Consider the following 11,226-nt stretch of genomic DNA (forward strand, 5'->3'; position numbering starts at 1 on the left):
GGGGCTCTCGCCGTGGCGACACCAGGACTGACCGAAATCAGTCCCTCATGCGGTCATACGGTCATGCGGGTGGTGCGGGAGGTCAGTGGTGGCCGTGGCCGCTCTGGATCTCCTTGTACTCCTCCACCGTGGGCTTCGGAATCTGGTTGTTCTCCGCGTAGAAGCCCTTGCTGAGCTTCGCGCGCAGCTTCTCCGTGGCCTTCACCTTGCGCTCGACACCGTTCTCGTCGACCGTCGGGCCGATCTCGACCGGCTTGTACTGCTCGTGCGCGGTGAGCTTGTGCAGCTGGCCCTGCGAGAGCGGCTCGTGGACCTCGACGAACTCACCGTGCGGCAGGCGCTTGATGATGCCGGTCTCGCGACCGTGCAGCACCTTGTCGTGGTCCCGGCGCTGGAGGCCGAGGCAGATCCGCTTGGTGGCGATGAAGACCAGGACCGGGACGACGAAGAAACCGATCCGGACGAACCAGGTGATCGAGTTGATCGACAGGTGGAAGTACTGGGCGAACATGTCGTTGCCGCCGCCGATGAGCAGTACGACGTACTCGGCAATCCAGGCGGCACCGAAGGCCGTACGGGTCGGGACGTTGCGCGGGCGGTCCAGGATGTGGTGCTCGCGCTTGTCGCCGGTGACCCAGGACTCGATGAACGGCCAGACGGCGATCGCGCCGAGGACCAGCGGGAAGAGCATCAGCGGGATGAGCACGCCCAGGACGAGCGTGTGGCCCCACAGGTTGATCTCCCAGCCGGGCATGGCACGGATCAGGCCTTCCGGCATACCCATGTACCAGTCGGGCTGTGCGCCGGTGGACACGTGGTCCGGGCGGTACGGGCCGAGCGCCCAGATCGGGTTGATCGAGGCGATCGCCGCGATGGCCGCGATGACACCGAAGACCAGGAAGAAGAAGCCTCCGGCCTTGGCCATGTAGACCGGCAGCAGCGGCATGCCGACGACGTTGTTGTTCGTCTTGCCGGGACCCGCGAACTGGGTGTGCTTGTGGTAGAAGACCAGGATCAGGTGGGCCACCAGCAGGCCCATCATGATGCCGGGCAGCAGCAGGATGTGGATCGAGTAGAACCGGGCGACGAAGTCGCCGCCGGGGAACTCGCCGCCGAAGAGGAAGAACGAGATGTACGTGCCGACGATCGGCATGGACAGGATCGCGCCCTCCATGAACCGGACGCCGGTGCCCGAGAGCAGGTCGTCCGGCAGGGAGTAACCGGTGAAGCCGGTGAACATGCCGAGGACCAGCAGCAGGAAGCCGAAGATCCAGTTGACCTCGCGCGGCTTGCGGAACGCGCCGGTGAAGAAGACGCGCATCATGTGCACGACCATGCCCGCGACGAAGATCAGGGCCGCCCAGTGGTGGATCTGCCGGATGAGCAGACCGCCGCGGACGTCGAAGCTGATGTCCAGGGTCGAGGCGAAGGCCTCGGACATCTGGACGCCCTGCATCGGCACGTACGAGCCGTGGTACACGACCTCGTTCATGCTCGGGTGGAAGAACAGCGTCAGGTACACACCCGTGAGGATGATGATGATGAAGCTGTAGAGGCAGATCTCACCCAGCATGAAGGACCAGTGGTCCGGGAAGATCTTGCGCATGTTGGACTTGGCCAGGGTGTAGATGCCCAGGCGGCCGTCCGCCCAGTCCGCTACGCGCTCGCCGGCAGGCGCTTTGCGCGCCTTCGTGTCAGTGGTCGCAGTGCTCATCCGCGCTCCCAGAATGCAGGACCGACGGGCTCTTCGAAGTCGCCGTGCGCTTCGAGGAAGCCTTCGTCATTGACGCCGATCCGCAGCTGCGGAAGCGCGTGACCGGCCGGGCCGAAGATGACACGGGCGCCGTCGGAGAGGTCGAAGGTGGACTGGTGGCACGGGCAGAGCACGTGGTGCGTCTGCTGCTCGTACAGGCTGATCGGGCAGCCGACGTGGGTGCAGATCTTGGAGTAGGCCACGATGCCCTCGTGGGACCACTCCAGCTCCTGCTTGTCCTTGATGTCCTCGGGCTTGAGCCGGACGATCATCAGGGCGGCCTTGGCGATCTGCGTCTGGAAGTCGTGCTGGTCCTCCTCCAGGCCTTCCGGCCGGGCGAAGGTCAGCGAACCGACGAGCACGTCCTCGGGACGCAGCGGCTCGTTGGTGTTGTCGTTGATCAGCAGCTTGCCCTTGGACCACACGGTCTTGCGGAGCTTGTCCTCGGGCAGGGGGCCCGTGTCGCGCATGATCATGAGGGCCGAGAGCGGCAGCATGGCCAGCGCGCCCAGCATCGTGTTGCGGATCAGGGGCCGGCGGCCGATGCCGGACTCGTTCGCGCCGTCCGCGAAGTCCTGCATGACCTTGGCCTTGACCTCCGCCGGAGCGGCGATCTCGTGGCGCTCGTCGGCGACCTCCACGTCGGACATCAGGGTGCGGGCCCAGTGGACCGCGCCCGCGCCGATGCAGAAGAGGGCCGTGCCCAGGGTCAGACCCAGGGCGAAGTTGAGCGCGCTCACCTTCCCGATGGGGAAGATGTAGACGATCTTCTCGACCGGGATGGTCACGTAGGCGGCGATGAAGCCGATCGTGGCCAGCATCGACAGCGTGAACAGCATCGCGACGGTGCGCTCGGAACGCTTCGCCGCACGCTCGTCGATGTCCTGGATGCGCGGCTTGTGGACCGGCAGGCCCGGGTCGGCGAACGGGTCGTCCGCGACCGCTACGGCACCGTGGTGCGCGTCGCCCTGCTCGCTCGGCAGGTGCTTCTCTTCGGGAATGTCTTGGCTACTCATGACTTCTTGGCCTTAGCGGTGTGGGCCGCGACCCAGACGGCGACAGCGATCAGCGCACCCAGACCGAAGATCCAGCCGAAGAGACCCTCGGAGACGGGGCCGAGGCCACCGAGCTTGAGGCCACCGGGGCTGGTCGACTTCTCGCCGTTGACGTTCTGGAGGTACGCGATGATGTCCTTCTTCTGCTTCTCCGGCATGGTGCTGTCCGGGAAGGAGGGCATGTTCTGCGGGCCGGTGAGCATGGCCTCGTAGACGTGCTTCGGCTCGACGCCCTCGAGGTTCGGGGCGAACTTGCCGTTCGTCAGCGCGCCGCCCTCGCCGGTGAAGTTGTGGCACTGCGCGCAGTTGTTGCGGAACAGCTCACCACCCTTGGCGACGTCGGCACCCGCCGGGTCGTACTGCTTCTCGGTCGGCACGATCGGGCCGGCACCGAGGGACGCGATGTACGCGGCGAGCTGGTCGATCTGCGCCTGGGAGTAGATGTTGGGCTTCTTCGGCACCTGGGCGCCGGGCTGCTGGGCGGGCATGCGGCCCGTGCTCACCTGGAAGTCGACGGCCGCGGAGCCGACGCCGACCAGGCTGGGGCCGTCAGTGGAACCCTGACCGCCGGTTCCGTGGCAGCTTGCGCAACCCACGGCGTAGAGCTTCTTGCCCTCCTCGATGGCGAGGGACTGGGCGGTTTCATCGGCCTGCGCCTTGCCCGCGGGGGCGAAGGCGGCGTACAGCCCCCCAGTGGCCGCCAGCGCGAGGAGTAGAACGACGACCGCCGCCAGCGGATGGCGTCGTCGTGCGGAGAGCTTTTTCACGGATTACCCCGGTGTCAGGATCTTCTGCGTCGGTGTTTCTGGATGGAGTGCCGGGTCGGGCCCGGTGACGTGTTCGCTACTTGATCAGGTAGATCGTCGCGAAGAGGCCGATCCAGACGACATCGACGAAGTGCCAGTAGTAGGACACGACGATGGCCGACGTGGCCTGTTCGTGGGTGAACCTCTTGGCCGCGTACGTCCGGCCGAGGACCAGCAGGAAGGCGATGAGACCGCCCGTCACGTGCAGACCGTGGAAGCCGGTGGTCAGGTAGAACACCGAGCCGTACGGACCGGACGAGAGGCTCAGGCCCTCGTGCTTGACCAGCTCGGTGTACTCGAACACCTGGCCGCCAATGAAGATCGCACCCATGACGAACGTGATGATGAACCACGTCCGGAGCTTCTTCACGTCACCGCGCTCGGCTGCGAATACGCCGAGCTGGCAGGTGAGGGAGGAAAGCACCAGGATCGTCGTGTTCGTCGCCGAGAAGGGCAGATTCAGGAAGGAAGCCTGTTCTGACCAGTACTCGGCGCCTGTCACGGATCGCAGGGTGAAGTACATCGCGAAGAGGGCCGCGAAGAACATCAGCTCGGAACTCAACCAGATGATGGTTCCGACGCTGACGAGGTTCGGCCGGTTGACCGTCGGGTGCGCGTGCCCGGTATCTACTGTCGTTGCTGTCGCCACGACCGACATTATGTCGGTCGCTTATCCCGCCCTCACCCCGGGGGGTGCCGTTCGGAGTGTCCGAGGCGTGTGCAAGGCCCGAACGGCCCATCAGATCGCCCTCCGGGCGCCACTTGCGAGCCTGTCCGAACCGATGTTGACAGCGCATCGGGAGGAGTAGCATCCCGCGCAACATCAACGTGATTCACGGGCACACGTGGAGGAACGAAATGCGGGCGACTGCGCGGGTTCTGGTCTACAGCGACGACGCGGGCACCCGGGAGCAGGTGAGGCTGGCGGCGGGGCGCAGGCCGGCCGCGGATCTGCCGCCGGTGGAGTTCCTGGAGTGCGCGACGCTGCCGGCGGTCCTGTCGGCGCTGGACGCGGGCGGCATCGACGTGTGCGTGCTGGACGGCGAGGCGGTTCCGGCCGGGGGCATGGGGGTGTGCCGGCAGATCAAGGACGAGATCTTCCGGTGCCCGCCGGTGCTGTTGCTGATGGGGCGTCCGCAGGACGCCTGGCTGGCCACCTGGAGCCGCGCGGACGCGGCCGTGACCCTTCCCGTGGACCCGGTGGAGTTCCCGGAGGCCCTGGCGGGGCTCCTGCGGTCCCGGCTGGCCTCCTCCGCCGCCTGAGGCGGCGACGGGGCGCGGGGGCCCGTATGGACCCCCGTGCTCCGTTTTCGGCCCGTACGGGGCCTCGTGCGGCCCCGGTTCAGACGGTTCAGACGGTCGGGCGCAGGCGCGCCTGGTCGATGGCGCTGCGGCCCTCCTGGGTGCCCTTGAGGAGGGCGCTGCCCTGGCGCCAGTCCTTCCAGTCCATGTTCCAGTCGCCGTAGCCGTTGCCGAAGGTGTCCATGTCCTCGCCGATGCTGTTGATGACCTGGACGATGTCGCCTTCGGTGATGTTCTCGTAGAACCAGGCGGCGTTGCCGGTGCTCATGCCGGTGCAGCCGTGGCTGACGTTCTCGTAGCCCTGGGAGCCGACGGACCACGGCGCGGCGTGGACGTATTCACCACTCCAGGTGACGCGGGTGGCGTAGTAGACGGGCAGGTTGTAGTACTCGCTGCCGCCGATGCCGACGGTGTCGCCGCGCATCTGGACGAAGTACTGCTTGCCGAGTACCACCTTGACCCCGTTGCGGGTGGAGAAGCCGGGCTTTCCGGTGGTCACCGGAATGGTGTTGATCACTTCTCCGTTGCGCTTGAACGTGAGGTAGTGCGCGGAGGCGTCGGTGGTGACCTCGACGCGGTCGCCGATCTCCAGCTTCAGCGGCTTGGCCGCGGCCCCGTAGAGGTGGTCGGAGATGCGCACGCCCTCCAGGTTGCTCCGTACGGAGACCTCGGTGTGGGCGGGCCAGTACTCCTTGGGCCGGTAGTGGAGGGTCTTGTCGTCGACCCAGTACCAGGCGCCGACGACGCCGGCCGGGGCCTTGACCTCCAGGCCCCGCTCGATGACGGCGCGGGCGGCCTTCTCCTTGACGGGTTCGCTGAGTTCGGCCGTGAGGGGCTGCCCAACCCCGTATTTGCCCTCGTCCGGGCCGAATTCGACCTTGAGGACCCCCTTGGCCGGGGTGGTGTCGAAGGAGGCCGTGCGCTGCCCTGGGGCTCCCTTGGCGTTCTCGGTGCTGACGGTGACGGTGTAGCGGACGCCGGCGGCCATGGGGACGGTGTTGTGCCAGCGGTCCCCCTTGGCGGACAGTTCGCCCGCGAGGCGGCGGCCGTGGGTGTCCACGGCCGTCACGTCCGTGATCCGGCTCTCACCCCCCTTCACGGTGACCTCGAAGGGTTTGTCGGGGTCGACGGGGCGGCCGCCGAGTGCCTGGTTGAAGGCGATTTGATCGCCCGCGTCGTACGGGCGGGCGGACAGCGGGTTGTCGCCGGACCCGCATGCGGTGGCGCCGGCCCCGAGGGACGCGACCAGCAGGGAGCAGCTGAGTACCGTCCAAAGACGCGGTGAGTGCTTCATGGAGCCAACGCTATGAAGATATGACAAATACGGCGCGCGGGGTGACTGCAAACGAGGGGCCCGGACTCCTCCGAAGAGGTGTCCGGGCCCCGGGTCACTGCTGTGGTGCGGTGCTGCTACTGGTTCGCGTTCTCACCGCGGTAGTACTCGTACACCCAGCCCCACAGGCCGATCAGGATGATCGGGGCCGAGAAGTACATGAGCCACCAGCCGAAGATGACACCCATGAACGCGAGCGCGCCACCGATGCCCAGCGAGAGCGGCTGCCAGCTGTGCGGGGAGAAGAACCCCAGCTCGCCCGCCTCGTCGGCGACGTCGGCCTCCTTGTTGTCCTGGGCCATCTCGTCCACGCGCTTGGCCGTGAAGGCCAGGTAGTAGCCGATCATGACGCTCAGGCCGAAGGCCAGGAAGAGCGCGGTGGTGCCCACGGGCTCCTTCGACCACACGCCGTACACGACGGCCATGATCAGGATGAAGAAGGAGAGCCAGAGGAACATCTTGCCCTGGATCTTCACTTGCCGGCCTCCTTGCCACCAGCGACGGCCTTGACGGAGCCGTGGTCCTCGAGGTGGTCGAGGGCCGCGATCTCAGGGTGGTGCAGGTCGAACGCAGGCGATTCGCTGCGGATGCGCGGCAGGGTGAGGAAGTTGTGCCGCGGCGGCGGGCAGGAGGTCGCCCACTCGAGCGAACGGCCGTAGCCCCACGGGTCGTCAACCTCGATCTTCTTGCCGTACTTCGCCGTCTTCCAGACGTTGTACATGAAGGGCAGCATCGACAGGCCCAGCAGGAACGAGCTGATGGTCGAGACCGTGTTCAGCGCGGTGAAGCCGTCGGCCGCGAGGTAGTCCGCGTAACGGCGCGGCATGCCCTCGGCGCCCAGCCAGTGCTGCACCAGGAACGTGCCGTGGAAGCCGATGAACAGCGTCCAGAAGGTGATCTTGCCGAGGCGCTCGTCCAGCATCTTGCCCGTGAACTTCGGCCACCAGAAGTGGAAGCCGGCGAACATCGCGAACACCACGGTGCCGAAGACGACGTAGTGGAAGTGCGCGACGACGAAGTACGAGTCGGAGACGTGGAAGTCCATCGGGGGCGAGGCCAGGATGACGCCGGTCAGACCACCGAAGGTGAAGGTGACCAGGAAGCCGATCGTCCAGAGCATCGGAGTCTCGAAGGACAGCGAGCCCTTCCACATGGTGCCGATCCAGTTGAAGAACTTCACACCGGTCGGTACCGCGATCAGGAAGGTCATGAAGGAGAAGAACGGAAGCAGCACACCGCCGGTGACGTACATGTGGTGGGCCCACACGGTCACCGAGAGACCGGCGATCGAGATCGTCGCGGCGATCAGACCGATGTAACCGAACATCGGCTTACGGGAGAAGACCGGGATGATCTCGGAAATGATTCCGAAGAACGGCAGCGCGATGATGTACACCTCTGGGTGTCCGAAGAACCAGAAGAGGTGTTGCCAGAGCAATGCCCCGCCGTTCGCGGCATCGAACACGTGCGCACCGAACTTCCGGTCGGCCTCCAGCGCGAAGAGCGCGGCGGCCAGCACCGGGAAGGCGAGCAGGACCAGGACACCGGTCAGCAGCACGTTCCAGGTGAAGATCGGCATGCGGAACATCGTCATGCCGGGAGCGCGCATGCAGATGATCGTGGTGATGAAGTTGACCGAGCCGAGGATCGTACCGAAGCCGGAGAAGGCCAGACCCATGATCCACATGTCGGCGCCGATGCCCGGCGAGCGGACGGCGTCCGACAGCGGGGAGTAGGCGAACCAGCCGAAGTCGGCCGCACCCTGCGGGGTGACGAAGCCGGCGACCGCGATGGTCGAGCCGAAGAGGTAGAGCCAGTACGCGAACATGTTCAGCCGCGGGAACGCCACGTCGGGCGCGCCGATCTGCAGCGGCATGATCCAGTTCGCGAATCCGGCGAACAGCGGCGTCGCGAACATCAGCAGCATGATCGTGCCGTGCATCGTGAACGCCTGGTTGAACTGCTCGTTCGACATGATCTGCGAGCCCGGCCGGGCCAGCTCGGCGCGCATGAAGAGCGCCAGGATCCCGCCGATGAGGAAGAACACGAACGACGTGACCAGGTACATCGTGCCGATGGTCTTGTGGTCGGTGGTGGTGAGCCACTTCACGACCACGTTGCCCGGCTGCTTGCGCCGCACCGGCAGCTCGTTTTCATACGAGTCGGCGGCGGCACCCTGAGATTCGTTGAGGATGCTCACAGTTTGTTCGTCTCCGCATTCCGGGCCGGGTCAGTCTGCTTGATGCCGGCCGGGAGGAAGCCGGTCTGCCCCTTCTCCGCCAGCTCCTTCAGGTGCGCCCGGTACTGCTCGGGCGAGACCACCTTGACGTTGAAGAGCATCCGGGAGTGGTCGACACCGCAGAGCTCGGCGCACTTGCCCAGGAAGGTGCCTTCTTCGGTCGGGGTGACCTCGAAGACGTTGGTGTGGCCCGGGATGACGTCCTGCTTGAAGAGGAAGGGCACCACCCAGAAGGAGTGGATGACGTCGTTCGACGACAGGATGAAGCGGACCTTCTCGCCCTTGGGCAGCCAGAGGGTCGGCCCGGGGTTGTTGGTGTCCGGGTTCCGGTCGCCGGGGACGCCCTTCTGGTAGACGCCTTCGGCGCCCGCGGGGAAGTCCTTGGTGAAGCGGTCCGGAATGGCGGAGAGCTCCTTGGGGACCTCGCCGGCCTTCGGGGTCGCGGCGTCGCCGTCGACGTTCTCGATGTAGTTGAAGCCCCAGCTCCACTGGTAGCCGATCACGTTGACCGTGTGCGCCGGCTTGGCGGAGAGGGAGAGCAGCTTCGACTCGTCACGCGCGGTGAAGTAGAAGAGCACCGAGACGATGATGAGCGGGACCACGGTGTACAGCGCCTCGATGGGCATGTTGTACCGGGTCTGCGGGGGGACCTCCACCTTCGTCCGGCTACGCCGGTGGAAGATGACGCTCCACATGATCAGGCCCCACACCAGGATGCCCGTGATGAGCGCGGCCGCCCAGGATCCCTGCCACAGGGAGAGGATGCGCGGCGCCTCCTCGGTTACCGGCGTCGGCAATCCGAGGCGGGGGAAGCTTTTCCATGTATACGAGCAACCAGTTGCGGTCGCCAGGACCACGCCCGCAGTCAGCGCCTGCAGCAGCTTCCGCCGCATCGGGCGCCGCGGCGAGCGGTCGGAGCCGTAGGGACTCACGTAGCGCCTTCCCGAGAGTCTCGGCCCGCGCGGCCGGCCGCGGCCGTGTTCGGGTCGGTCGCCGGCCCTGACGCAGGCAGGGGTTTGGATGTTTATGCGGACCAAACCCTACTGGACGCTATTTGGGGTCGCGCGGGGAGGGTGCCCAACGCGCCGCTACAGCCCCCGAAGGGATGGATCCGCCGTACGGGGGACGGCGCGAACGGCCCTGAATGATGGGCTCCGGAAGACATCTGACGCCCCCTGACCTCGAACGCTCGGGGGCGGCGGCTAGCGTGAACGGATGCCGTACTTCGACACCGCGTCCGCCGCTCCCCTGCACCCCGTGGCCCGGCAGGCGTTGCAGGCCTCCCTTGACGAGGGCTGGGCCGACCCGGCCCGGCTGTACCGGGAGGGGCGGCGGGCACGGCTGCTGCTGGACGCGGCGCGGGAGGCCGCGGCGGAGGCGGTGGGATGCCGGCCCGACGAGCTCGTGTTCACTCCTTCGGGGACGCACGCGGTTCACACGGGCGTCGCCGGGGCCCTCGCGGGGCGCCGGCGTGTCGGAGACCATCTGGTCGTATCAGCGGTCGAACACAGTTCTGTACTGCATGCGGCTGACGCGCACGCGGCGCGCGGCGGGACGGTGACGGAGGTCCCGGTCGAGCGGTCGGGGGCGGTCACCCCGGCCGGGTTCGCGGACGCGCTGGGGCCGTCGACGGCGCTGGCCTGCCTCCAGTCCGCCAACCATGAGGTGGGCACGGTCCAGCCGGTGGCGGAGGTGGCCGAGGTCTGCGGAGCGGCCGGGGTGCCGTTGCTGGTGGACGCGGCGCAGTCGCTGGGCTGGGGGCCGGTGGAGGGTGCGTGGTCCGTCCTGGCGGCGAGCGCGCACAAGTGGGGCGGGCCGCCCGGGGTCGGGCTGCTCGTGGTCCGCAAGGGGGTCCGCTTCTCGGCCCAAGGCCCGGCGGACGAGCGGGAGTCGGGCCGCTCCCCCGGCTTCGCGAACCTCCCCGCGATCGTGGCGGCCGCCGCCTCGCTGCGGGCCGTACGGGCCGAGGCCGACGCGGAGGCGGCCCGGCTTCGGGTGCTGGTGGACCGGATCCGGCGGCGGGTGGTGCGACTCGTCCCGGACGTGGAGGTGGTCGGCGACGCCGACCGGCGCCTGCCGCACCTGGTCACCTTCTCCTGCCTGTACGTGGACGGGGAGGCGCTGTTGCACGAGCTGGACCGGGCGGGGTTCTCGGTGTCCTCCGGGTCCTCCTGCACCAGCTCCACGCTGACCCCGAGTCACGTGCTGCGGGCGATGGGGGTGCTGTCGGAGGGGAACGTCCGGGTTTCGCTCCCGCTGGGGACGACGGCGGACGAGGTGAACGCGTTCCTGGAGGTGCTGCCGGGGGCGGTGTCCGGGGTCCGGGAGCGGCTCGGCATCTCCGAAAGCGTTTCGGTGGCACCGGTGGCGGACTCGGTGGAGGTGGACGCGCTCGGGCTGCGCTGCCCGCAGCCGGTGATCGAGCTGGCCCGGGCCATCACCACCGTCGCGGTGGGCGGGACGGTGACGGTGCTGTCGGACGACGAGGTGGCGCGGCTGGACATTCCGGCGTGGTGCGCGATGCGGGGGCACGAGTACGTGGGCGAAACCCCCCGCGAGGTCGGCTCCGCCTACACGGTCCGCCGCCTCATCTGACCCACCGCGGGCTCCGGGGGCTCCGCCCTCCGGTCCCCCGCGCCTCAAACGCCGGCGAGGCTGGATGTGCCTCTCCGCGTGCGCGGGTGCGCCTCAAAGACCGGGGCTCCGCCGCGCGCCTCGCCGGCGGGGCCGGGGTGTGC

10 protein-coding genes are annotated in these 11,226 nt (G+C 67.6%); 2 read left to right on the plus strand and 8 right to left on the minus strand.

Features of this window, described 5'->3' with window-relative positions; all coding sequences use genetic code 11:
* Positions 1 to 82: 82 nt before the first annotated feature.
* The 4 genes from ACFTXQ_RS27190 to ACFTXQ_RS27205 all read right to left on the minus strand — a co-directional run bounded on the left by ACFTXQ_RS27190 (position 83) and on the right by ACFTXQ_RS27205 (position 4,272).
* Entirely contained in the window at positions 83 to 1,714 is a 1,632-nt protein-coding gene (locus tag ACFTXQ_RS27190; RefSeq protein WP_382645162.1) for a cytochrome bc complex cytochrome b subunit, read from the minus strand.
* Positions 1,711 to 2,769: a Rieske 2Fe-2S domain-containing protein gene (locus tag ACFTXQ_RS27195; protein ID WP_382645165.1), complete on the minus strand. Its 1,059-nt coding sequence runs from the start codon at positions 2,767 to 2,769 to the stop codon at positions 1,711 to 1,713. The genes ACFTXQ_RS27190 and ACFTXQ_RS27195 overlap by 4 nt, the downstream gene beginning before the upstream one ends.
* Complete coding sequence (locus tag ACFTXQ_RS27200; protein ID WP_382645168.1) at positions 2,766 to 3,575, minus strand: c-type cytochrome; 810 nt, start codon at positions 3,573 to 3,575, stop codon at positions 2,766 to 2,768. Before ACFTXQ_RS27200 ends, ACFTXQ_RS27195 begins: the two co-directional genes overlap by 4 nt.
* Before the next feature lie 76 nt (positions 3,576 to 3,651).
* Complete coding sequence (locus ACFTXQ_RS27205; RefSeq protein ID WP_382645170.1) at positions 3,652 to 4,272, minus strand: heme-copper oxidase subunit III; 621 nt, start codon at positions 4,270 to 4,272, stop codon at positions 3,652 to 3,654.
* A 200-nt stretch (positions 4,273 to 4,472) separates the two neighbouring features.
* Here ACFTXQ_RS27205 and ACFTXQ_RS27210 point away from each other — a divergent pair, with 200 nt between their 5' ends.
* Positions 4,473 to 4,877 carry a hypothetical protein gene (locus tag ACFTXQ_RS27210; RefSeq protein WP_382645173.1) on the plus strand — a complete coding sequence of 135 codons (405 nt, stop codon included), beginning with the start codon at positions 4,473 to 4,475 and terminating at the stop codon, positions 4,875 to 4,877.
* A gap of 88 nt (positions 4,878 to 4,965) precedes the next feature.
* Here the strand turns inward: ACFTXQ_RS27210 and ACFTXQ_RS27215 are convergent, their stop codons facing one another.
* The 4 genes from ACFTXQ_RS27215 to coxB all read right to left on the minus strand — a co-directional run bounded on the left by ACFTXQ_RS27215 (position 4,966) and on the right by coxB (position 9,420).
* A complete protein-coding gene (locus tag ACFTXQ_RS27215; protein ID WP_382645175.1) occupies positions 4,966 to 6,210 on the minus strand; it encodes an Ig-like domain-containing protein in 1,245 nt (414 codons plus the stop codon).
* A gap of 116 nt (positions 6,211 to 6,326) precedes the next feature.
* Entirely contained in the window at positions 6,327 to 6,725 is a 399-nt protein-coding gene (locus ACFTXQ_RS27220; protein ID WP_382645177.1) for a cytochrome c oxidase subunit 4, read from the minus strand.
* On the minus strand, positions 6,722 to 8,449 hold the full coding sequence (gene ctaD / locus ACFTXQ_RS27225; protein ID WP_382645179.1) for a cytochrome c oxidase subunit I: 1,728 nt from the start codon (positions 8,447 to 8,449) through the stop codon (positions 6,722 to 6,724). The genes ACFTXQ_RS27220 and ctaD overlap by 4 nt, the downstream gene beginning before the upstream one ends.
* Positions 8,446 to 9,420: a cytochrome c oxidase subunit II gene (gene coxB, locus ACFTXQ_RS27230; RefSeq protein WP_382645180.1), complete on the minus strand. Its 975-nt coding sequence runs from the start codon at positions 9,418 to 9,420 to the stop codon at positions 8,446 to 8,448. The genes ctaD and coxB overlap by 4 nt, the downstream gene beginning before the upstream one ends.
* Before the next feature lie 283 nt (positions 9,421 to 9,703).
* Here coxB and ACFTXQ_RS27235 point away from each other — a divergent pair, with 283 nt between their 5' ends.
* Entirely contained in the window at positions 9,704 to 11,083 is a 1,380-nt protein-coding gene (locus ACFTXQ_RS27235) for a cysteine desulfurase/sulfurtransferase TusA family protein (RefSeq protein WP_382645183.1), read from the plus strand.
* Positions 11,084 to 11,226: the final 143 nt, after the last annotated feature.

Source organism: Streptomyces sp. NPDC057010, assembly GCF_042673805.1.
Taxonomy (GTDB): domain Bacteria; phylum Actinomycetota; class Actinomycetes; order Streptomycetales; family Streptomycetaceae; genus Streptomyces.

Coding starts and splice junctions, on each gene's coding strand:
- ACFTXQ_RS27190 (WP_382645162.1), bottom strand. CDS start 1,714: ATGAGCACTGCGACCACTGACACGAAGGCGCGCAAAGCGCCTGCCGGC.
- ACFTXQ_RS27195 (WP_382645165.1), bottom strand. CDS start 2,769: ATGAGTAGCCAAGACATTCCCGAAGAGAAGCACCTGCCGAGCGAGCAG.
- ACFTXQ_RS27205 (WP_382645170.1), bottom strand. CDS start 4,272: ATGTCGGTCGTGGCGACAGCAACGACAGTAGATACCGGGCACGCGCAC.
- ACFTXQ_RS27210 (WP_382645173.1), top strand. CDS start 4,473: ATGCGGGCGACTGCGCGGGTTCTGGTCTACAGCGACGACGCGGGCACC.
- ACFTXQ_RS27215 (WP_382645175.1), bottom strand. CDS start 6,210: ATGAAGCACTCACCGCGTCTTTGGACGGTACTCAGCTGCTCCCTGCTG.
- ACFTXQ_RS27235 (WP_382645183.1), top strand. CDS start 9,704: ATGCCGTACTTCGACACCGCGTCCGCCGCTCCCCTGCACCCCGTGGCC.